Raw genomic sequence first — 21,282 nt, 5'->3', positions numbered from 1 at the left:
GGAAGGCCCACAGGGTGTAGGGCACCCAGCTCGGTCCGGCGTTCGCGCGCAGCAGCCCGATGCCCAGTAGCAGCAGTCCGAGCACGGTGCCGAGCGTGCGGGCCATCATCATGATCATCAGCGGCCCGGGCAAACCGTCGCCAAGCAGCCTGGCATACACGTCGTGGTTGGGCACATCAGCGGCCATGGCCAGTTGGACGAGCTGCGCCCCGCCGAAGACCGCGTGCCCAAATCCACCGATCACGGCGATCGAGCCGCCCAGCGTGGCAAGCATCGGCGATCGGCCGCCGATCAGGTTGGCTATGCCGAGAACGGCGATCATGAACGCCAATTGCGACACCACGAAGGCGGATGCCGAGATCGTGGCGCGGGCGCCGGCATCCGCTATCACGGCCAACTGGACGGCCGGCGAATCGGCCATTGCCGGCTCGAGCACGACCCACAGAACGCTGAGGGCTGCCGCCAGGGCAAGGCAGCATGCCACCCCCGTGCGATGGAACTTCGCGATGTGAACCATGGTTGTCCTCCCACATGCAGTACCGGCCGCGGTGGCCTGTTTGCGACTCTAGGGTCGACGGTCATCGTCGGTCATCGGCCGAGAGTTGACAGAACCATCAACTTCGGGGGAGTCCGCATTCCCGCGCAGCTGGATAGGCTGAGGCCATGAACCGACTGCGGCTCCGCCACCTGCTCGATGGGGTCTTTGCCATCCTGCTTGCGGCGATCGCCGTCGTCGAGATCTGGCTACCGCTCGAATCCGTTGAAGGGGACGGGTCCCCGGTCACGAGCACGGTCGTCGCGGTGATCCTTTGCCTGGGTTTGGCCTTCCGCCGTGTTTGGCCGTTGGCCGTTGCGCTGGTCGTCTTCTTGACCTGGCCCTTCGCCTTCGCCATCCAGCCGATCCTGATCCTGTTCTGGGGTCAGCTGGTTCCCATCGTGGTGGCATCCTATTCGTTGGCACGGTACGCCCGTCCCGCGCGTTCATATCTTGGTGGGCTCGCCGCGGCCGCCTGCTTGTTGTTCTTCGACTTCAGGGTCCAGGAGCTGCAGGAGCCCGGCGAGATCTTCTTCCATTGGCTCGTGGTGGTGCTCGCCTGGGTGATCGGCAGGGTCGTGCAGGCCTCCGAACGACGGGCTGCCGAGTCGCGGCGCCTGGCGATCGAGACCGAGGCCGAAAGTCGCACCCGCGTGTTGTCGGCGATTGCCGACGAACGTGCTCGCATCGCTCGAGAGCTGCACGACGTTGTCGCCCACGCGGTCAGCATGATGGTGGTCCAGGCGGGCGCCGCGGAGCAGGTCGTCGACGACGATCCCCGCTACGCGCGCCGGGCGCTCGCCACCATCCGCACCACCGGGGCGGATGCCCTGACCGAGATGCGGCGGCTAGTCGCCATGGTGCGCGATGCCGAGGACTCCGACGCAGCCCCCGATCTGCGGCCCCAGCCTGGCATGGGAGGGTTGAAAGCGCTGGTCGACGATGCCAGGAAGGGCGGTCTGGAAGTGCGGTTCAGCTTGGAGGGTGCTGCGCGGGACCTGCCTGCCGGTCTCGATCTTGCCGCCTACCGGATCGTCCAGGAAGCGCTGTCAAACGTGCGCCGGCACGCATTGGCTTCACGCGTTGACGTGCTCGTGCGATATGCCACGGATTCGGTGGCACTCGAGGTCCGCGACGACGGGACTGGAGGGCACGGTGACGTCACGCATGGACACGGGCTGATCGGTATGCGCGAGCGCGCCGCACTCTACGGCGGCAGCCTGGAAACGATTGCCACCGACGGACACGGGTTTACGATCCGCGCGGTCCTGCCGGTGTTGGCGCCATGAGCGGCGGCACCGCGACCGGCGATCCAGTCATCAAGGTGCTGGTGGTCGACGACCAGGAACTGGTGCGCGGAGGCTTCAGGTTGATCCTCGAGCGGGCTGGGATGGACGTCGTCGGGGAGGCCGGTGACGGGCTCGAAGCCGTCCGGTTGGTTCGGGAGCTCCGCCCCGACGTCGTGCTGATGGACATCCGGATGCCGTTGATGGACGGCGTCGAGGCTACTGCGAGGGTCATGTCGGGTCGGGTGCCACGTCCAAAGGTGCTGGCGCTGACGACGTTTGACCTGGACGACTATGTGTACCGGGCGGTCAAGGCAGGAGCCAGTGGGTTTCTGCTGAAGGACGTGTCACCTGACGACCTGGTGCACGCAGTGAAGGCGATCTTCCGCGGCGAGACCCTCTTGGCATCGGCGGTCACGCGGCGCCTGCTCGAACAGTTTGCCCGTCGACCACTCGAAGGTGAATTGCCGGCTGAGGTCGCGGCGCTGGGGAAGCGCGAGCTCGAAGTGATGTCACTGGTGGCGCGGGGCCTGGGTAACTTGGACATCGGGCGGGAACTGTTCCTGAGCGAAGCGACGGTGAAAACATATGTCTCCCGGCTACTGGCAAAGCTAGAACTGCGCGACCGGGTGCAGCTTGCGGTGCTCGCGTACGAGTCGGGCCTGGTGCAGGCCGGCGAGGGGCGCGTTGATTGATCGACGTTCCGGTTGCTCTTCGCACAACTACCGTGCTCCCGCGGCTAGGGCAAACCAGTTAACTGGCCTCGCCATCAGTGTCCTTCTCTTGCCGATCGCTTCTTGCTGGGCAGGCGGACGGGCTCTGGCTGGGGAGCGCATCGATGCCGGCCAGTTCCGGGCATTTTCGTCACGTACCCCGTCGGCATACCGCACCGGTGTCACTTCGGATTCGCCCGCCAACTCCGTTGTGGACTGCTCAAAACCCTGCCGCGGCACGTCGGAAACACGAGTGTCCATGATCGCGGCTTAGGGTAAGAGTGTGACCTACACCGCACCCGAATCCTTTACCACCCGTCCAACATTGCGCGGCAACTTCGGCATGAGCGCCTCGACGCACTGGCTGGCGACCGCATCCAGCCAATCGGTTCTTGAACGTGGAGGCAACGCCTTCGACGCCGCCGTCGCGGGCGCCTTCGTACTGCACATCGTCGAACCCCACCTGAATGGCCCCGGCGGCGACATGACCGGCGTCTTCGCCACCGCCGAACACCCGGGCGAACCCGTGGTCCTCATGGGCCAGGGGCCGGCGCCGGCCGCCGCCACCGTGGCGCACTACCGGTCCGAGGGGCTCGACCTTGTGCCGGGGGCCGGGGCACTGGCAGCAGCCGTGCCCGGCGCCGTCGATGCCTGGCTGTTGTTGCTGCGCGACCACGGGACGTGGACGCTGGGCGACGTGCTCGCCTACGCCATCGGCTACGCCCGTGACGGCCACGAAATCCTCCCCCGGGTCCGCGACACCATCGCCACCGTCGCGGAACTTTTCACCGACCACTGGCCCAGTTCCGCAGCGCACTGGATGCCCGGGGGGCAACTTCCGGGCGCAGGGACGCTGCTGCGCAATGAACCGTACGCGGCGCTGTTGGACCGGCTGGTCCGGGCGTCTGAGGCCACGGCAGGAGGTCGCACCGCGGGGATCGACTCCGCCCGCAACCTCTGGGCCCGCACCGTCGGTAGGGAAGCCGCGGCGTTCCTGGCGACTCCACACCGCCACTCCTCTGGAACCGACCATGCCGGCGTCCTGGCCCCCGCGGACCTCGAGGGGTTCCGGGCCAGCTACGAGCCGGCCGCCACCACCACCTTCCGTGGGTACGCCATCGCCAAGACCGGGCCGTGGGGCCAGGGCCCCGCCCTGCTGCTGACGCTGGCGATCCTCGAGGGGTTCGACGACGAGCATCTGGACCCCTCCACCGAACTCGGTGCCCACACCATCCTGGAGGCCCAGAAGCTGGCGATTGCCGACCGCGAGGCATACTTCGGGGACATCGATGTCCCGTTGGGGCATCTACTCGACTCGGGCTATGCAGCCGAACGCCGCGCGCTGATCACCGAAAACGCCAGCCACGATTTCCGGCCTGGAACTGTTACCGGGCATACCCCCTTTGTCCCGCCACTGCGCATCGAGTACACCCCGCCGGCCACCGCCGATGGGGCCAAGACGGGGTTCGCCGGCGTGGGGGAGCCGACGGTCCAGCCGACCGGGGAAACCCGCGGCGACACCTGCCACCTGGATGTCGTGGACCGCTGGGGCAACATGGTCTCCGCCACCCCCTCCGGCGGATGGCTGCAGTCCTCACCGACGATCCCGTCACTGGGATTCTGCCTGGGGACCCGCCTGCAGATGACTTGGCTCGAAGAGGGGGGCCCGTCCACGCTGACCCCCGGGAAGCGACCACGCACCACGCTGACGCCGACCCTGGTATTGAAGGACGGGAAGGCCATCTCGGCCATCGGCTCGCCGGGCGGCGACCAGCAGGACCAATGGCAGTTGCTCTACCTGCTGCGCACGATCGTCGGTGGCTACACGCCCCAACAGGCCGTTGATGCCCCGGCCCTGCATACGACGTCGATTCCCGGCTCCTTCTGGCCGCGCACCTGGACTCCGGGCGGGGCCGTGGTGGAGGACCGGCTCGGTGAGGACGTCATTGCGGGCCTCGAGGCCCGCGGACATGTCGTCACCCGTGCGGGCGACTGGGCACTGGGGAGGCTGTCCGCCGTCGTGCGGGATCCGGCGACCGGTCAGCTCGCCGCCGCAGCCAACCCGCGCGGGGCCCAGGGCTACGCCGCCGGGCGCTGACCGGGGGCGCCTGACACGGGTGCGGATGGCGAACCGGTGGCTGCATCAACCTCCTCGGCTACCGGCACCGCCTCCGGTGGGGATGCCTGTCCGCATCCCGCCAGCAACAAGCCGGCGGCGAGGAGGCAGGGCACGATGCCGGCGGTGTGTTCCATGACGATCCCCCTGGGTGTTGCGCCCAAGGTACCGCAGCTTGTGCCCCGGTGGAATGGTGGGCAGCGATCCGGACGTGGCCGTGCCCCGGTGACAGGACGTGAACGTCCACCGGGGCGCGGTCGTGCGGTGCGGTGTTCAGTGCGCGGCGGCGTTGCCGTGCGTTCGTGCCAGCCAGGCCGGGGCTTCCGTCGCGGCGAGGCGGTTCAGGGCGAGTGCGGCAATGAGCAGTCCGAAGTCGCGGAGTCCCACGTCGAAGAAGCCGGGCAGCAGGAGCAGGTTGACGATGATGCCCAGGAGCCAAACGCAGACGATCAGCGACCCCAGACGCGGGCGCAGGGCGACCACGATGCCGGCGATGATCTCGACGACTCCGACGCCGTACATGAAGACCTGGGGGCTGACCGGGATGATGTCGGTGGCGAGGGGTGCAAGGTAATGCGTCCAGTCGGTGAGGACATTGGTGAACTTGTCGATCCCGAAGAGGATCGGCGCGACGGTGAAGATGGTGCGCAGGAGGAGGAAGGCCTGATGCGTGCTGGTTCCCTGACGCCGGGCGGCGGCGGGGAGAGTGGGGGCGGCCATGACGGGTTCCTTTCTAAGGTGATGATGTCTCATTTTAGAACCCGAAGATTTTCTAAGTCAACACTTATTCGTTTTAGAGTTATGCTGGATTCATGGAACCGATGCACCACCAGGAACGGGTCGAGGCCGTCGCCGCAGTGGCCGACCCGCTGCGCGCCGCCATCTTCGAGGAAGTCGCCCGCAGCAGCGAACCAGTGGGCCGTGAACGGGTGGCCGAGGCCGTGGGGATCTCCCGCCACGCCGCCGCCTTCCAACTGGACAAGCTGGCCGACCAGGGTCTCCTCGAGGTCTCGTTCCGGCGCCTGAACGGGGCCACCGGGCCCGGGGCGGGACGGCCTTCGAAGGTCTACGGCGCCGTCCACGCCGAACTGACCGCCAGCGTCCCCCAGCGTGAGTATCCGCTGGCCGCCGACATCATGGCCGAGGCCATCGACGCCTCGCGAGCCGACGGCGGGTCGGTGGACGGCCACTTGGCCGAGGCGGCCCGGTCAGCTGGCAGGCGACTGGCCACCGACCAGACGGACCTGGACCAGTTTCTGGGCACCTATGGCTATCGCCCCGAAACACGGCCGGACGGGTCGGCGGACCTGACGAACTGCCCCTTCCACGCCCTGTCTTCGCGCCACACGACAACCGTCTGCGACATGAACCAGGAGTTCATCGGCGGGGCGCTCGACGCCCTTCAGCCGGGCCGGCGGGCCGTACGGGTATCCCCGGGCCAACCCTGCGGTTGCTGCGTGCGGCTGGGCCCCCGAACCGGGCCGCTTCCCGGAGGCGACGCCGTCGGCTGAGCTGCGCCCGAGGCGGGGCGGGCCCCGGCCGTGACTCGTCCGGCCTATGGCACGGCGATGTCCGGGTTATGCCCGGTTGGGGCGCCCGTAAGGGGCCATAACCCGGATGTTAAGGTCCGCTCGGGCTTCCGTACCGACCCGCACCCGGGCCCCAAACCCACGCCGGAGGTCGGGCGTCGTCATTATTGGTCCTCGCCGCGCAGTGCGTGTAGATCTGGAGGGTGCGCCCCACCGAATCCATCGAAACCTCCCCGATCCCCACCGGGCTCGACGCCCCGACCGAACTGGTCCTTGCCGCCCGCGGCCACGGCGGATACCGCCAATACAGGATCCCCGCCCTCGCGGACTCCACCGCCGGCACGGTCCTGGCCGCCTACGACGGCCGCCCCAACCTCGATGACCTGCCCAACACCATTGACCTGCTGCTGCGTCGCAGCTTCGATCACGGCCGCACCTGGGAACCGCAACAGGTCATCCGCACGGGCACTGGCCTGTCCGGATATGGCGACCCCAGCCTGCTGGTGGACCGGGACACCGGCCGTATCTTCTGCTTCCACGCGGCCGGCACCCACGCCGGGTTCTTCGAAGCCGTCGAAGGCACCGAACCCGAAGACGAGATCCAACACGTGGACCTCTCCATCTCCGACGACGACGGGGCCACCTGGACCCACCGCCGCATCACCGGCATGCTCAAACGCGAGGGCATCACCGGGATCTTCGCCGCCGCCGGCACCGGCATCCAGCTCGACGTCGGCCCGCACGCCGGGCGCCTTCTCCAGCAGATGGTCACCCTGCTGCACGGCACCATCCGCGCCGCCAGCGCCTACTCCGACGACCACGGCGAAACCTGGACGCTCGGCGATCCCGCTCCGGGGGAGGGCAACGAGAACAAGACCGTCTGCCTGCCCGACGGCACCGTCCTGCTGAACTCCCGCGCCCCCGGCTCCCGCCTGTCGGCGCGCTCCACCGACGGTGGCCACAGGTACACCGCCCTGCAACCGATCCCCACCCTGCCCGATCCGGGCGACAACGGCTCCATCCTGCGCCTGCGCACCACGCCCGGCGGCGGAGCAGTCCTGCTCGCCACCAACAACCGCGACACCGTGCTGCGCCGCAACACCGTCCTGAGCACCTCGTACGACGACGGCGCCACGTGGGCGCCGGTCCTCACCCTCTGCAGCGGCAGCTCCGCCTACTCCACCGCCGCCGTGCTCGCCGACGGATCGCTCGGCGTCTTCTTCGAACGCGGCGGCTACTCCGAACTCGTCTTCACCCGGATCGATGCCGCGGCCCTGGCCAACGAGGCTCTCGCCACTGCGGCGGAAGCCTTCACCGAGGACGACGGAGGGGCGCTGGCCATGGTGCTGCGCTCGATCACCCCGGGCCGGCCCGAACACTGGACCAGCATCGGGGAATCCCACACCATCGGCGCCGACGCGGGGGAGTGGGGCGTGCACACCTGGAAGGAGATTGGCCAGGGTTATACCGGCGACGCCCAGGTGCTGGGCACCCGCGAGGCCCAGGTCGCCAACTACGGTGAACCCGCCCCCGGGCTGACGGCCGGCGACATCCTGGCCTTCACTGGCAGGTTCACCAACACCGGTCCCCACCGTGTGACCGCGGCGCTGTCCGGCACCTTCGACGGCAACGACGGCGGCTCCTTGGCCGCACTCTTCCCGCCGGCCATCCTGGAGCCGGGGGAACAGGCCCTCTACTTCACCCCGGTGTACACGGTGACCCGGGAAGACCTCGACGTAGGCACCGCCGTCGTGCACTGGTCTGTCGCCGCCGGAGGGACCCTGTGGGCGCAGCGGGCCCGGGTGGATACCGGGACCGGGCGGGTGGAGATCACGGACGTTCCCGCGGCGTCGACCGGGGGATGACCGGCAGGCCGGGATCAGGAAAGGTGGATGGTCCCGTCCTCGTCCACATGCCAGCCGGGATTGTGTGCGATTTCCCAGATGACGTGGTTGGGGTCCTCGACCAGTGCGTGGAAGACCCCGCCGAAGGCACCGGGCCGCGGTGACTTCAGCACCGTGGCGCCGGCCGCCTCCATGGCCACCGCGAGCTCACGGACCTCGTCCGGGGAAGCCACATTATGGGCGAGGGTGAGTCCGGAGACGCGCGAACGGTCCTCGCCGAGCCCGAGGTCCTCAGCGAACTTGGCGGCGTCGAACAACCCCAGCAGCAACCCGGGGGCGACCGGGTAGAAGATGATCTCCCCGGGGACGTCCAGCTGGGGAGTCCACCCCATCGCCGTCGTGTAGAAGGCGCGCGCCGCATCCAGGTCGGCGGTGGCGATGGTGAGGAAGTGCAGGTTCTGGTCCATGGGTGGGCGTTCCGCGGCTATTCCGCCGCGTCGGTGGGGTTGAGCATTTCCGCCGCGGCCGCCCGGTGCTCCGGATTTCCGGTGACCAGCGCGTAGCTGCCGTAGTTCAGCGGGCCGGCGGAGAGCAGGGCGGCGCAGCGTTCGGCCAGCCGGGGCTCGGTGCGGCCGGTGAGTTGGGTGTAGAGCGCTACGGTGCGCTCGAACGTGTCGGCCGAGGAGATCATGCAGTGGAACGCGAAGTCGATTGCCGGGTCGCTGACCTTGGCCGTGGTCCAGTCCAGGACCGAGACGATCTCCTCGCGTTCGTCCAGCAGCAGGTGGGCGGGGTAGAGCTCCCCGTGCGTGAAAACGGTTTCGGTGGGCCAGAGCCCGTCATCGGCCAGCCAGGCGCGCCAGCCTCCGAGCAGGTTCTCGGAGACCTCGAACTCGGCGCAGACCCGTTCCAGATCGGTGCGCCAACGGCCGCGCACGTCCTGGGGATGTTCGCGGGGGATGCCCGCCGCCTCCGCCCGCGCCGGGTCGAGGGTGTGCAGGGCGGCGATCAGCCGGGCCAGCGAGTCGGCGTAGGCCTCGGAGGCGGTGTCGAAATGCCACACCGGCTCGCCGCCGTCGTCCAACGTGAGCCCGGGAAACCCGGGCAGGAGCGGGTATGCGATGAGTTCCGGCGCCTGGATCCGCCACTCGGGGACGGCCACGGGCAACTGCGGCCGCACGAAGTCCAGGATGGCCCGTTCCTCGCCGAGCTTGGCGGAGACGTCATCGCGGCGGGGCATGCGCAGGACCCACTGCTTCCCGACGTCGGCTTCCTCGTGGGCGAAGGCAACGCGGTAGTCCAGCCCGGCCTCGTTGAAGGTAATGCCGTCGGCCGCCAGCGACAGACCGTGGCTGGCTGCCAGTTCGAGGACGGCTGTGGGTTCGGGGGAGTCGGTGCTCATGCTCCCATCGTGTCAGAGGTCGGTGACGATGACGACGTCCAGGTCCCGCGGCCCGTGGACCCCCTCGACGCGTTCGAGCTCGATGTCGCTGGTCGCACTGGGCCCGGAGATCCAGGTCAGCGGGTGGGTTGGATCCACGCGCGGCAACGCCTCGGGCAGCAGCTGCACGACGGTCGACGCGGGCACGACGCACACGTGGTGGTCCGGGACCAGGCTGATCGCGCGCCGGCCCTGGGTGGGGGAGCCGTCCAGGATGATGGTCCCGGATTCGGCAATGGAGACCGCCGAGGAGGTCACCACCGCGATCCCGTCGAGGTCCTCCACGGTGAGCCGGTGGCCCGGTGCGTCGGTGAGCCGGCGGTCGTCTTCGCGCAAGGTGTCGTTGTCGAGCCATGCGGCCGGCAGCCCATGCGGGACCACGTAACTGGTGGCCCCGGCGAGCAGCCCGGTGATGGTCCGCGGCAGATCGGCGGCCTCCACCCGGCTCACCTTCGCCTTGTAGTCCTCGAGCCGGTCCACCAGCATCTCCAGCACCTGCTCGGGACCCAGATCGGCGGCCCTGCGGTAATTCCGCGGCACGTCGGGCACCGCCGGGGCATCCTTGAGCGCCGCACGGATGCGGTCCATGATCTCTTCGCGCGCTTCCATCACTTCTCCTGGCCGGTGGTGGTGGACGGTCCCGGTGTTCCGGGGGCCGGTGCCTGGTGCTCCTTGACCCACCAGTCGCGGAAGGACTGCGACGGCGGGGCAGGGATGTCGCGCGAGCTGGTCCAGCCGCCGGCGAGGTGGCCGGGCAGGCGCTTGATCTTCTTGTCGCGCCCGGCGGCGAGCTTGCCCAGGGGAAGGGCCTTCTCGAGCAGCCCGAGGCGCTGGCCGGAGGAGAACGCCCACTGGACGCCCTTCATCATCAGGTCCATCTCCGAAGGGATCCGGCGCTGGCCGCGCCGGGAGTCGACGTCCTCGCCGCGCAGGTGGACCAGGATCTCGGGGATGTTGATCTTCACCGGGCAGGCGTCGTAGCAGGCCCCACACAGACTCGAGGCGTAGGGCAGCGAGTTGTTCTCCTCGGCCTGGATGCCGGTCATCAGCGGCGAGAGGATCGCCCCGATCGGCCCCGGGTAGGTCGAGCCGTAGGCGTGGCCGCCGGTGCGCTCGTAGACCGGGCAGACATTCATGCAGGCCGAGCAGCGGATGCAGTGCAGCGCCGAGCGCCCATAGGTGTCCGCCAGGGCCGCGGTGCGGCCGTTGTCCAGCATGACCAGATGGACGTTCTGCGGACCGTCGTCGTGGGATTCGCCGGTCCAGAACGACGTGTACGGGTTCATCCGCTCGCCGGTGGAGGAACGCGGCAGCAGCTGCATGAAGACCTCGAGGTCCTCGGCATGGGGCAGCAGCTTCTCGATCCCCATGACGGTGATCAGCGTTTCGGGCAGCGTCAGGCACATCCGCCCGTTGCCCTCCGATTCCACGACGCCCAGCGTGCCGGTGTCGGCCAGGGCGAAGTTGGCCCCGGAGATGGCGACCTTGGCGGAGAGGAACTTGCGCCGCAGGTGGGCCCGGGCGGCCATGGCCAGTTCGCGGGGGTCGTTCGACAGATTCGGGTCGACGTCCTGCATTTCCTGCAGGAAGATGTCGCGGATCTGGGAGCGGTTCTTGTGGATGGCCGGGACCAGGATGTGGCTGGGCTTGTCGTGGCCGAGCTGGACGATCAGTTCCGCCAGATCCGTCTCGAACGCCTTGATGCCGCGCTCCTCCAGATACTCGTTGAGCCCGATCTCCTGGGTGGCCATGGACTTGACCTTGACGACCTCGTCGGTGTCCTGCTCGCGGATGAGGCCCTCGACGATCCGGTTGGCCTCCTCGGCGTCACGCGCCCAGTGGATGGTCCCGCCGCGCGCGGTGAAGTTTGCCTCGAACTGCTCGAGCATGGCCGGCAGGTCGGCCATGACGGCCTCCTTGATCGCCGAGCCGGCGCTGCGCAGCTCCTCCCAGTCGGGGAGTTCGCCCACCACGTGGGCGCGTTTTTCGCGGATCGTGGTGGTGGCGTGGCGCAGGTTAGTGCGCAGCTGGTCGTCGCGCAGTTCGTGGTGCGCCGCCTCCGGGAAGGACTCGGTGGCGAAGAGGTTTCCCTGGCCGTAGGCGGGTAGTGCGGGCATGCCGACGAAGACCTGGCTCATCGCGCCACCTCCACGTTCGCGCCGAAGGTGGTGCCGGCGTCGTACGGGTGCTCCCGGGTGCTGGCGAGGATCTCGGCCAGGTGCAGGGTGCCGGCAGGGGCCCCGGTGCGGGAGAGGCCGCCGCCGATGTGCAGCAGGCAGGAGGCGTCGCCGCCGGTGCACATCGAGGCACCGGTGGAGACGACGTTGGCCGCCTTGTCCTCGAGCATGGCCGAGGAGACCTCGGCGTTCTTCATCGAGAACGTCCCGCCGAAGCCGCAGCACTGGTCGGCGGCGGGCAGGTCGGCAAGTTGGATGCCCTCCACGGTGCGCAGCAGATCCAGCTGGCGGTCACCGAGGTGGAGCAGCCGCATGCCGTGGCAGGAGGGGTGGTAGGTGACCGAGGTGGGGAACCAGCTGCCCAGCTGCGCGGCGGCGTCGGTGATGCCCAGGACGTCGACGAGCAGTTGGGAGAGCTCGTAGGTCCGGCCGCCGACCTCTTCGGCACGGCGCTGCAGGGAAGCGTCCCCGGCGCGTTCGGCGATCATCGGCTGCTGGTGCTTCACCGAGGCGACGCAGGAGGCCGAGGGGGCAACGGCGACGTCGTAGTCGCCGGTGTCGAAGGCCTTGACGTGGTTCGCGACGACCGGCAGGGCCTCCTTGAAGTAGCCGGAGTTGATGTGCATCTGGCCGCAGCAGGCCTGGCCGGGAGGGAAGACGACCTCGTGGCCGAGCCGCTCCAGGATCGCGACCGTGGCGCGTGCCGTGCTGGGGTACATGCCATCGACGATGCAGGTGGCGAAGAGGGCGATTTTCATGTGATGCCTTCCATAGCGTCGTCGGGACGACACCGTAGCCGGTGTGGTCTGACCACTATAGGGCGGTGGGGGTGGCGCGTCTAGTGGTGATGGGATCCCTGCGCTGGGGTGGCGCCCGGAGGGGTTTCAGCGAAGCAGATTTCTGTGACGGGCTTCACAAGAGTCCACTCTACAGGTTATGCTTCCGTGGTCAGACCATAGTGGTCAGACCACGGAAGCACGTCAGCCGCCTGTAAGGACCGAACCATGGACACATTCACACCACCGACCGATCCGGTCGCAGGAAGCGTCGCCATCTCGGCGCTCATTGCCCTGCTGCCCTTGGTGACGTTCTTCGCGCTCCTCGCGCTCGTCAAGACCAAGGCGCACGTCGCCGGGGCCTGGTCGCTGCTGGTGGCCTTGCTCGTGGCGATCTTTGCGTTCAAGATGCCGGTGGGCCTGGCCCTGATGTCCGGCGTGATGGGCGGGGTGTTCGGCGCCTTCCCGGTCGTCTGGATCGTGATCATGGCCATCTGGCTGTACCAGGTCACCGTGGTCAGCGGGCGCTTCGACGACCTGCGCCGGGTCTTCGACGTGATCGGCGGCGGCGATGTGCGCATCCAGTCGGTGCTCATCGCCTTCTGCTTCGGCGGGCTGCTCGAGGCACTGGCCGGATTCGGCGCCCCCGTCGCCATCACCGCCACCATGCTCATCGCGCTGGGCATGGCTCCGCTGCGTGCAGCGGCCGCCGTGCTGGTCGCCAACACCGCGCCGGTGGCCTTCGGCGCCGTGGCGATCCCGATCACCACCGCCGGCGCGCTGACCGGACTGGACCCCGCCCACATCGGCGCGATCGTGGGACACCAGGCCCCGCTGCTGGCCCTGTTCGTGCCTACCCTGCTGCTGTTCATCCTCGACGGATGGCGCGGTGTCAGGGAATGCTGGCCCGCGACCGTCGTCGTCGGCTTCACCTTCGCCATCGCCCAGTTCCTCACCGCCACCTACTTCGCCTACGAACTCACCGACATCGTTGCCTCGTTGGCCGGCCTGGCCGTCGCCGTCGTCTTCCTGCGCTTCTGGTCCCCGGTGGGCGCCGAGGCCGCCCGCGAACGCGTCCTCGTCGGCGGGTCCGGCGCCACGAACGGCACGGACGACGCCGCGTCGCGGCTGGGTGGATCCCGCGTCTTCATGGCCTTGTTCCCCTACCTGCTGGTCATCGTGATCTTCGGCGTCGCCAAGCTGTGGACCGCAGGCATCAGCATTCCGAAGCTGCTCGAGGCCACCGACGTCAAATTCGGATGGCCGCTGCTGCACGAACGCATCGTCAACTCCAGCGGCGAGGCACTCTCCTCGACCACCTACAACTTCCAGTGGCTCTCCAGCCCCGGCACGCTGCTGCTGATCACCGGGCTGATCGTCGCCGTGGTCTACTCGATCTGGGACGACGGCGGCCGGTACAAGATCACCGTCGGCCAGGGCATCGCCGAAATCGGGCGCACCATCCACAACATGCGCTGGGCCGCGGTGACCATCATCTGCGTGCTGGCACTGGCCTACGTGATGAACCTGTCGGGCCAGACCATCAGCATCGGCACCTGGCTGGCCGGCACCGGCGCGGCATTCGCGTTCCTCTCGCCGGTGCTGGGCTGGATCGGCACCGCGGTCACCGGGTCCGACACCTCCGCGAACGCCCTGTTCGCCAAGCTGCAGCAGACCGCCGGCATCAACGCCGGGATCGACCCGTACCTGCTCGTCGCCGGCAACACCGCAGGCGGCGTCGTCGGCAAGCTCATCAGCCCGCAGAACCTGGCCATCGCCGCCACGGCGGTGGGCATGCAGGGCCAGGAATCGGTCATCCTGCGCAAGGTCGCCGGCTGGTCCGTCGCCATGCTGCTGATCCTGTGCTGCCTGGTCTACCTGCAGTCCACGCCGATCCTGAGCTGGATGCTCCCGACCCCCTGACGCAAGGACCCCGGCCATGACGACCCCATGGGAGAATACCGGGGTGGCACAACCATCCAACACCCAGCCCGTCCAACGGCCCAAGGCCTACCAGCTCGTCCTGGACGACATCGAGGACGCGCTGCGGACCGGGCAGCTGAAGGTCGGCGACCAGCTGCCCGGGGAGCGGGCCCTGGCCGAGGCGCACGGCATCTCACGCGCCTCGGTGCGCGATGCCATCCGCATCCTCGATGTCATGGGAGTGGTGCGCACCGCCACCGGTTCCGGGCCGGGCGCCGGGGCCGTGGTGATCTCCGAGCCGGCCGCCGGCATCGCCACGGCGCTGCGCATGCACGTGGCCTCGGCCCGGTTGAGCGTGCAGGAGATCGTGCAGACGCGCGTCCTGCTGGAGACGTGGGCCGCCCGCAGCGCGGACCTGGACGCGGATCCGGGGCGGAGCGCCGCCGTGCTGGCCGATGCCTACGGATTGCTGGCTGCCATGGACGATCCGGGGTTGGAGCGCGGGGCCTTCCATGAACTCGACGCCCGCTTCCATGTGCTGCTCTCCGGCCTGGCCGGCAACGCGGTCATCGAGGCCATGATGGAGTCCTTGCGCCTGGCCATCAGCGACTACGTGCGCGACGCCGTGCGCAGCGACGAGGCCTGGGAACCGGTCGCCACGGTCCTGCGCGCGCAGCACCACGGGATCCTCGACGCCGTTGCGGCAGGCCACGGCGAACAGGCCGCTGACCTGCTGCGCGAGCACATCGAATGGTTCCACGGTTGGTCCACCGGAAGCTGAAAAGCCGGGACCTGCCGCGCAGCCCGCAAGGGGCGTAACGTGAGCGGCATCACTCCATACAAGTGGTGCTGAGAACGACGGCGAAAGGTCTCGCATGCCCGATCCCACCTCAACTTCCGCCGCTCTGCTGGCGGACGCCCGGTCCCTGCACGGCGACATCGCCAACCTGCGCCACCGGCTGCACCGCCACCCGGAGATCGGGCTGGATTTGCCGCGCACCCAGGAGAAGGTCCTGGACTGGCTCGAACCGCTGGGCTACGAAGTCGGCACCGGCACGGACTGCACCTCGGTGACCGCGGTGCTGCGCGGTGGCGCGGCCGGATCCGAACGCCGCTCGGTGCTGCTGCGCGCGGACATGGACGCCCTGCCCGTGCAGGAGGAGACCGGCTTGGACTACGCCTCCGAGGTCGACGGTGCCATGCACGCGTGCGGGCACGACCTGCATACCTCCATGCTCGCCGGTGCCGCCACGTTGCTGGCCGACCGCCGGGAGTCCCTGGCCGGCGACGTCGTGCTGATGTTCCAGCCGGGGGAGGAGGGGTGCGACGGCGCGTCGATCATGATCGACGAGGGCGTCCTGGACGCCTCCGGGCGCCGCGTCGAAGCGGCCTATGGCCTGCATGTGGCCTCCGCCCTGGCCCCGAGCGGGATGCTGATGTCCCGCGAGGGGCCGATCATGAGTGCCTCCGACGGACTGTTCGTCACCGTGCGCGGGGCCGGCGGCCACGGTTCTGCCCCGCATCTGGCCAAGGACCCGGTCACCGCGGCGGCGGAGATGGTCACCGCACTGCAGGCCATGGTCACCCGGCAGTTCGACATCTTCGACCCGGTGGTCATCACCGTCGGGGTCCTGCACGCCGGGACCGCCCGCAACGTCATCGCCGACACGGCCCGTTTCGAGGCGACGATCAGATCGTATTCACCCGCCTCCAACGCCCGGCTGCGCGAGGCCATCCCGCGGCTGCTGCACGGCATCGCCGCCGCCCACGGACTCGAGGCCGACGTCGACTATGCGGCCGAGTACCCGGTCACCACCAACCACGCCGAGCAGACGCGGTCCCTGCGCTCCGTCGCCGGCGAGCTGCTGGGGGCCGAACGCTACCTGGAGATGCCCAACCCGCTGGGCGGTTCCGAGGACTTCTCCCGGGTCCTGGAGGAGGTCCCGGGTGCCTTCGCCTTCCTCTCCGCGGTCCCCGAGGGCGTCGACCCCGCGACCGCACCCTTCAACCATTCCGCCCGGGCCGTCTTCGGCGACCATGTCCTCGCCGACGGGGCCGCGCTCTACGCGGCACTGGCGGTCAACCAGCTGGCAGGAGAAAGACCATGACCACCCCCACCGCCCCGGCCTCCGACCGGTCCACCGTGATGCGCACCCTGGTCGCCACCGGCGCCGGCAACGCCGCCGAATGGTTCGACTGGGCCATCTACGCGACGTTCGCCTCATTCATCGCCTCCCAGTTGTTCAGCCACGCCGACCCCGCCTCCGCCTTCCTGGCCACGCTGGCCGTCTTCGCCGTCGGCTTCGCCGCCCGGCCCCTGGGCGGGTTCTTCTTCGGCTGGATCGGAGACAAGCTCGGACGCAAGACCTCCCTGGTCCTGTGCGTGTTGCTGGCCTCATTCGGTTCGCTGATCATCGCGTTCTGCCCTACCTACGATGCCGTGGGCACCTGGTCCTCCGTCATCCTGCTTGTGGCGCGCATCATCCAGGGCCTGGCCCACGGGGGCGAGCTGCCCAGCGCCCAGACGTACCTCTCCGAGATGGCACCGCGCGAACGCCGGGGCCTGTGGTCCTCGCTCATCTACTTCTCCGGAACCCTGGGCATCATGGCGGGAACCTTCATCGGGGCGATCCTTTCCACGGTCATGTCCGAGGAGCAGATGTCGAGCATCGGCTGGCGGATCCCGTTCCTCATCGGCGCCGTCATCGGGCTGTTCGCGCTGTACATGCGTACCAAGCTCGAGGAGACCGAGGCCTTCGAGGAAGCCGCGGACCCCGGCCACCAGCACCCCGGCCACGCCGTCCGCCCGGCCAGCGAGAATGTCTTCCGCCAGCTGGCCACCAACTGGCGCCAGGCCGCCAAGGTCATCGGCCTGACCGTGGGCCTGACCGTCGTCTACTACGTCTGGGGCGTCTCGACGCCCGCCTACGCCATCCACGAGCTGGGCATCGACCCCACGGGCGCACTGTGGGCCGGCGTGGCGGCCAACGTGGTGTTCCTGATCGCGCTGCCCTTGTGGGGCCGGCTCTCGGACCGCATCGGCCGCAAGCCGGTCCTGATCATCAGCGGCGTCGGCAGCGCGGTGCTCTTCTTCCCGGCGACGCTCATCGTGCGTGACTCCGCGGTGCAGTTGGCGTTGGGCATGGCCCTCATGCTGGTCTTCATCTCCGCCTCGGCGGCGATCGTCCCCACCACCTACGCGGAACTGTTCCCCACGACCATCCGCACGATGGGCGTGGCCATCCCGTACGCCATCTGCGTGGCCGCGTTCGGGGGCACGGCTGCCTACCTGCAGGCCGGGATGAACGCCTGGTTCGGCGACGCCGGGCCCACCATCTTCGGTGTCTACACGATCGTGCTGCTGTGCATCGGGATCGCGACCGTCTTCACCCTGCGCGAGACCAAGGGCATCGACCTGCGCCAGCCGGCCCCACCGCGGGAGAAGAGCACGACGACGGCGCGTTGAGCCGGGCCGGCCCACCGGCAGGTGGAAGGCGTCCGGGGGCAGCAGTGCGTTGTGCTCATCGGCCAGCGGTTCGCCGTTGGATAGTTCCACCACCATCCGGTGGCCCGGCGTGAAGGTGTTCGCGAACGGGTAGAGGCGCACCACGTATTCCTCGGTCGAACCCGGTTCCACCGGCACCGACCGGGCGTGCGGGTGGTAGGGGTTGCCCTCGGTGCTGCGTTCGTCGAGTTCGCGGCGCGAGGTCTTTGAGGCTGGGTGGCCGCTCGGCGGCGGCGATGACCTGCATCGAGAAACGAGTGTTCGGCGTCTCATCGGGACGGACATGCCAGGGCCCTACCCGGTGGTGCCTCCCGACCTGCAGGCTAGGTCGGCGGGGCTCCTGCGGCAGCTGGGTCGGTGTGGCGTTGGCGCTAGGCTGAAGTTACGTTAGTGAATTGCTCCGGAACCGCATGGTTCCGGGGCAATTCTTCCTTTAAGACCAAAATGTGTAGCCACTAAAATGTTGAGAATTCTTCTTCCAATTTCCATTTCGGTGGAGTAGTTTGTTGTCATGAAACAAGGCGCTCCGGCCATGCACGTAGCCATCAACACCTCTCACCGGATCAACAAGGCCGGCGTCGAGGTCGAGTACCAATCGGCACTGATACGCCGCTCCTACCGTGACGGCGGGAAGGTCAAGCACGAGACCCTGGGCAACGTCTCCTACCTTCCCCAGCACGCCATCAAGGACCTGCAGGCCTCCCTGAAGGGCAAGACCATGGTGGAGGCGACCGCCCGGATGCAGATCCTGCGCACCCTGCCCCACGGCCACCTCGACGCCGTCTACACCATGGCCCGGTCGCTGCGCTTCGAAGCCCTGCTCGGCCCCGCCTGCCGGCACCGGGACCTCGTCATGGGCCTGCTCGCGGCACGGATCTGCAACCCGACCTCCAAGCTCGCCACCCTGAACTGGTTCGCCGACACGACCCTGGGCACCGACCTCGGACCGGTCAGCGCCGATGATCTCTACTCCGCGATGGACTGGCTGCTCGAACAGCAACCACGCATCGAAAAACAACTCGCCCGCACCCACCTCGGACCCGAAGACAACCCCGGGGCCTGGCGCTGTTCGACCTCTCCTCCTCCTGGGTCACCGGAACCCACAACCCCCTGGCCAAATTCGGCTACTCCAGGGACAGGAAACGCGGCTGCGAACAAATCGAATACGGCATGCTCGCCACCCGGGCAGGACTGCCCATCGCGGTGCGGGTCTTCCTCGGCAACACCGCGGACCCGGCCGCGTTCATCCAGATCGCCGAGGAGATCCACGACCTCTCCGGAGTCCAGGACCTGGTCATGGTCGGGGACCGCGGAATGATCACCAACGCCCGGGTCCAGGACCTGAAAAAGGACACCCGGTTCAGCTGGGTCACCGCCCTGCGCAACACCGACATCCAGAAGCTCGCCGAGGACGACGGGCCCCTGCAGATGAGCCTGTTCGATGAACAGAACCTCGCCGAGATCAGCCACCCGAAGTACCCCGGCGAACGCCTCATCGCCTGCCGCAACCCCGCCCTGGCAGCAAAACGCGCCCACAAACGCACCAGCCTGCTCGAAGCCACCGAGGAACAACTCGAAACCATCAAGAAAGCCGTGGCGGCAGGCCGGCTCACCACGGCAGGGAAGATCGGCGTCAAGGTCGGCAAGACCGTCGGCAAATACAACATGGCCAAGCACTTCGACCTGGGCATCACCGACGAGAAGTTCACCTACGTACGCAACACCGAATCCATCAAGCGCGAAGCGGACCTGGACGGGATCTACGTCATCCGAACCAACGTCCCCGCCACGGACATGGACGCCCCCGAAACGGTGCGGACCTACAAGTCCCTGGCCAACGTGGAAAAGGTCTTCAAGACCCTCAAAACCCGGGACCTGGGCATCCGCCCCATCCGCCACCACACCGAGAACCGCACCCGCGCCCACGTCTTCCTCTGCATGCTCGCAGCCCACCTCACCTGGCACCTGCGCACCGCCTGGGCACCACTGACATTCACCGACGAGAACCGGCCCGTACCCGAGGAACCCGTCGCGAAGGTCCAGCGCTCCGCAGCCGCGGCACGCAAGGCCAGCACCGGCAAACTCGACGACGGAACCACCGCCACCAGCTACCAGGACCTCCTGGCCCACATGGCAACACGGACCCGGAACACCACCAACGTGCCCGGCACCAAGACGACCTTCGAACTACTCTCCCTACCCACACCCCGCCAGCAAAAGGCCATGGACCTCATCGACCACCACGCCCAACACCACAGAAAGTAGCCAGACACCCAGAACCAAAAACGCCAGGATCCCCGACAATCCGGGGATCCTGGCGTTCTGACAAACGTAACTTCAGGCTAGGGTCTCGGCTCGTGGTGGCGTCGACCGTGGGTGCGGCGATCTTCCTTCATCTGCGCCTCGAACAGGTGCCGTTTGCCCTCGGCAAGTTCCTGCCGGGCCTTGTTTTCCAGTGACCGGAATTCGGAGTAGTAGCCGTCGTCGTAATCCTCAACGATCTGGAACGTCCACCGATGCTCGATCACGTTGCGTCCCACGAGATCGGATTCGAGTCGGTTGGCGATGCCCGCGTGCCCGGCGGCACGGAGCATCTCCACGGCCTCGCCGAGGGCCAGGTCTGCGGCTCCGGTTTTGCGGTGGAAGTTGTAGAGGCTGCCCCGGGCGTCCTCGGTCAGCTCCAGCGCCTCCGAGAGCTTGCCAAGTGCCTCCACGGTTGCCGGCGTGACGCCCGCGGGGATCTGGTGTGCCGCGTCTGGGCCGTCGTGGTCATCTGATCCGGACATGGCGGGTTTCCCTCCGTGGTGTGTCGCTGATGCGTTTATGGCCGAGCCTACGGCGCGCGCGTCGGACTGTCAGCACGTCGCGTCGGGGTGGGCTTCAGCGGGCGTTCCGGTGTCGCGAACGTGATGACCGTAGTTCGCGCCAGGCGCCCGTGGACCAAAGGGCCCACAGGACAAGCAGTGGCTGGAGGGCCAGGCGGACCAGGCGGCCGGAGTCGCTATCGAGGCCAAAAGAGGCCTTACGGTGCATGAACTGGTCGAGGTTCCCGGGGAAGACCGCAATGAATAGTGCGGCGATGGCCATTCCCAGCCGGGCCCGACAAGCCGGAAGGGTGAGCAGGCCGGTGCCCAGGGCCGCTTCGACGATGCCGGACTGCACGACGACGTCGTCCTTGTCCCAGGGGACCCAATCGGGAACGAGCTGGGCGAATTCCGTCCGCGCGAAGCTGAGATGACTGGCCCCGGCGAAGACCAGGAATGCCCCCAGTAGCCTGCTGGCGATCCGGCGGGCCGGCGGGAGGGGGGTCTGTGGTTGGTGGCGCCGTTTGCCGGTCATGGCCGAAACTTAGCAGATCGACCTGCACGCGCACTTGGAGGCAAAAAGTTCTGTGTATTTCTTGTCAACGCCGGATCGGCGTCATGACGCGGATCCAA

The 21,282-nt window shown here is 68.2% G+C and carries 18 protein-coding genes; 10 read left to right on the top strand and 8 right to left on the bottom strand.

The window, feature by feature from the left end; translation table 11 throughout:
* Window positions 1–663 precede the first annotated feature (663 nt).
* The 3 genes from AC1MEQ_RS09280 (at window position 664) to AC1MEQ_RS09270 (ending at window position 4,632) form a co-directional block, all read left to right on the top strand.
* Window positions 664–1,824, top strand: a complete 1,161-nt coding sequence (locus AC1MEQ_RS09280; RefSeq protein WP_479795981.1) for a sensor histidine kinase — start codon at window positions 664–666, stop codon at window positions 1,822–1,824.
* Window positions 1,821–2,516 carry a response regulator gene (locus AC1MEQ_RS09275; RefSeq protein ID WP_479795979.1) on the top strand — a complete coding sequence of 232 codons (696 nt, stop codon included), beginning with the start codon at window positions 1,821–1,823 and terminating at the stop codon, window positions 2,514–2,516. The genes AC1MEQ_RS09280 and AC1MEQ_RS09275 overlap by 4 nt, the downstream gene beginning before the upstream one ends.
* Window positions 2,517–2,817: 301 nt before the next feature.
* Entirely contained in the window at window positions 2,818–4,632 is a 1,815-nt protein-coding gene (locus tag AC1MEQ_RS09270) for a gamma-glutamyltransferase family protein (protein ID WP_479795977.1), read from the top strand.
* Between the two features lie 291 nt (window positions 4,633–4,923).
* On the opposite strand, the gene AC1MEQ_RS09265 is transcribed toward AC1MEQ_RS09270, so the two are convergent.
* A complete protein-coding gene (locus AC1MEQ_RS09265; RefSeq protein WP_479795975.1) occupies window positions 4,924–5,370 on the bottom strand; it encodes a hypothetical protein in 447 nt (148 codons plus the stop codon).
* A 92-nt stretch (window positions 5,371–5,462) separates the two neighbouring features.
* Here AC1MEQ_RS09265 and AC1MEQ_RS09260 point away from each other — a divergent pair, with 92 nt between their 5' ends.
* Both AC1MEQ_RS09260 and AC1MEQ_RS09255 read left to right on the top strand, forming a co-directional pair.
* Entirely contained in the window at window positions 5,463–6,161 is a 699-nt protein-coding gene (locus AC1MEQ_RS09260; RefSeq protein ID WP_479795973.1) for a helix-turn-helix transcriptional regulator, read from the top strand.
* Between the two features lie 221 nt (window positions 6,162–6,382).
* Window positions 6,383–8,044, top strand: a complete 1,662-nt coding sequence (locus AC1MEQ_RS09255; protein ID WP_479795971.1) for a sialidase family protein — start codon at window positions 6,383–6,385, stop codon at window positions 8,042–8,044.
* A gap of 14 nt (window positions 8,045–8,058) precedes the next feature.
* Here AC1MEQ_RS09255 and AC1MEQ_RS09250 read toward each other — a convergent pair whose 3' ends face one another.
* Genes AC1MEQ_RS09250 through AC1MEQ_RS09230 form a run of 5 tightly spaced genes read right to left on the bottom strand, consistent with a single transcriptional unit; the run spans window position 8,059 to window position 12,399 of the window.
* Window positions 8,059–8,490, bottom strand: a complete 432-nt coding sequence (locus AC1MEQ_RS09250) for a VOC family protein (protein ID WP_479795969.1) — start codon at window positions 8,488–8,490, stop codon at window positions 8,059–8,061.
* 17 nt (window positions 8,491–8,507) lie between these two features.
* Window positions 8,508–9,425 carry a macrolide 2'-phosphotransferase gene (locus AC1MEQ_RS09245; RefSeq protein WP_479795967.1) on the bottom strand — a complete coding sequence of 306 codons (918 nt, stop codon included), beginning with the start codon at window positions 9,423–9,425 and terminating at the stop codon, window positions 8,508–8,510.
* Window positions 9,426–9,437: 12 nt separating this feature from the next.
* Window positions 9,438–10,073: a LutC/YkgG family protein gene (locus AC1MEQ_RS09240; protein ID WP_479795965.1), complete on the bottom strand. Its 636-nt coding sequence runs from the start codon at window positions 10,071–10,073 to the stop codon at window positions 9,438–9,440.
* Entirely contained in the window at window positions 10,073–11,602 is a 1,530-nt protein-coding gene (locus tag AC1MEQ_RS09235; RefSeq protein WP_479795963.1) for a LutB/LldF family L-lactate oxidation iron-sulfur protein, read from the bottom strand. The genes AC1MEQ_RS09240 and AC1MEQ_RS09235 overlap by 1 nt, the downstream gene beginning before the upstream one ends.
* Window positions 11,599–12,399, bottom strand: a complete 801-nt coding sequence (locus AC1MEQ_RS09230; protein ID WP_479795961.1) for a (Fe-S)-binding protein — start codon at window positions 12,397–12,399, stop codon at window positions 11,599–11,601. Before AC1MEQ_RS09230 ends, AC1MEQ_RS09235 begins: the two co-directional genes overlap by 4 nt.
* A gap of 246 nt (window positions 12,400–12,645) precedes the next feature.
* Here AC1MEQ_RS09230 and AC1MEQ_RS09225 point away from each other — a divergent pair, with 246 nt between their 5' ends.
* From AC1MEQ_RS09225 to AC1MEQ_RS09205, 5 genes are all read left to right on the top strand, one after another.
* Window positions 12,646–14,340: an L-lactate permease gene (locus tag AC1MEQ_RS09225; RefSeq protein ID WP_479795959.1), complete on the top strand. Its 1,695-nt coding sequence runs from the start codon at window positions 12,646–12,648 to the stop codon at window positions 14,338–14,340.
* Window positions 14,341–14,383: 43 nt separating this feature from the next.
* Window positions 14,384–15,121, top strand: coding sequence for a FadR/GntR family transcriptional regulator (locus AC1MEQ_RS09220; RefSeq protein ID WP_479795957.1), 738 nt, complete (start codon window positions 14,384–14,386; stop codon window positions 15,119–15,121).
* Between the two features lie 94 nt (window positions 15,122–15,215).
* A complete protein-coding gene (locus AC1MEQ_RS09215; protein WP_479795955.1) occupies window positions 15,216–16,448 on the top strand; it encodes a M20 metallopeptidase family protein in 1,233 nt (410 codons plus the stop codon).
* A complete protein-coding gene (locus tag AC1MEQ_RS09210; protein ID WP_479795953.1) occupies window positions 16,445–17,806 on the top strand; it encodes an MFS transporter in 1,362 nt (453 codons plus the stop codon). The genes AC1MEQ_RS09215 and AC1MEQ_RS09210 overlap by 4 nt, the downstream gene beginning before the upstream one ends.
* Window positions 17,807–18,826: 1,020 nt before the next feature.
* Window positions 18,827–20,110 (top strand): IS1634 family transposase, encoded by a 1,284-nt coding sequence (locus AC1MEQ_RS09205; protein WP_479796097.1) that lies wholly within the window; start codon window positions 18,827–18,829, stop codon window positions 20,108–20,110.
* Window positions 20,111–20,187: 77 nt separating this feature from the next.
* Here AC1MEQ_RS09205 and AC1MEQ_RS09200 read toward each other — a convergent pair whose 3' ends face one another.
* Both AC1MEQ_RS09200 and AC1MEQ_RS09195 read right to left on the bottom strand, forming a co-directional pair.
* Window positions 20,188–20,631, bottom strand: a complete 444-nt coding sequence (locus AC1MEQ_RS09200) for a hypothetical protein (protein ID WP_479795951.1) — start codon at window positions 20,629–20,631, stop codon at window positions 20,188–20,190.
* Window positions 20,632–20,725: 94 nt separating this feature from the next.
* Window positions 20,726–21,184 (bottom strand): DoxX family protein, encoded by a 459-nt coding sequence (locus AC1MEQ_RS09195; protein ID WP_479795949.1) that lies wholly within the window; start codon window positions 21,182–21,184, stop codon window positions 20,726–20,728.
* Between the last annotated feature and the right edge of the window lie 98 nt (window positions 21,185–21,282).

It is taken from the genome of Arthrobacter sp. ASL1, assembly GCF_056680475.1.
This window is presented reverse-complemented; position numbering and strand designations above follow the sequence as displayed.

Bases quoted from the DNA above. Each gene is read 5' to 3' on its own strand.
- AC1MEQ_RS09250 (WP_479795969.1), bottom strand. From the start codon at position 8,490: ATGGACCAGAACCTGCACTTCCTCACCATCGCCACCGCCGACCTGGAT.
- AC1MEQ_RS09230 (WP_479795961.1), bottom strand. From the start codon at position 12,399: ATGAAAATCGCCCTCTTCGCCACCTGCATCGTCGATGGCATGTACCCC.
- AC1MEQ_RS09210 (WP_479795953.1), top strand. From the start codon at position 16,445: ATGACCACCCCCACCGCCCCGGCCTCCGACCGGTCCACCGTGATGCGC.
- AC1MEQ_RS09275 (WP_479795979.1), top strand. From the start codon at position 1,821: ATGAGCGGCGGCACCGCGACCGGCGATCCAGTCATCAAGGTGCTGGTG.
- AC1MEQ_RS09245 (WP_479795967.1), bottom strand. From the start codon at position 9,425: ATGAGCACCGACTCCCCCGAACCCACAGCCGTCCTCGAACTGGCAGCC.
- AC1MEQ_RS09280 (WP_479795981.1), top strand. From the start codon at position 664: ATGAACCGACTGCGGCTCCGCCACCTGCTCGATGGGGTCTTTGCCATC.
- AC1MEQ_RS09260 (WP_479795973.1), top strand. From the start codon at position 5,463: ATGGAACCGATGCACCACCAGGAACGGGTCGAGGCCGTCGCCGCAGTG.
- AC1MEQ_RS09215 (WP_479795955.1), top strand. From the start codon at position 15,216: ATGCCCGATCCCACCTCAACTTCCGCCGCTCTGCTGGCGGACGCCCGG.
- AC1MEQ_RS09200 (WP_479795951.1), bottom strand. From the start codon at position 20,631: ATGTCCGGATCAGATGACCACGACGGCCCAGACGCGGCACACCAGATC.
- AC1MEQ_RS09195 (WP_479795949.1), bottom strand. From the start codon at position 21,184: ATGACCGGCAAACGGCGCCACCAACCACAGACCCCCCTCCCGCCGGCC.
- AC1MEQ_RS09265 (WP_479795975.1), bottom strand. From the start codon at position 5,370: ATGGCCGCCCCCACTCTCCCCGCCGCCGCCCGGCGTCAGGGAACCAGC.
- AC1MEQ_RS09225 (WP_479795959.1), top strand. From the start codon at position 12,646: ATGGACACATTCACACCACCGACCGATCCGGTCGCAGGAAGCGTCGCC.
- AC1MEQ_RS09235 (WP_479795963.1), bottom strand. From the start codon at position 11,602: ATGAGCCAGGTCTTCGTCGGCATGCCCGCACTACCCGCCTACGGCCAG.
- AC1MEQ_RS09240 (WP_479795965.1), bottom strand. From the start codon at position 10,073: ATGGAAGCGCGCGAAGAGATCATGGACCGCATCCGTGCGGCGCTCAAG.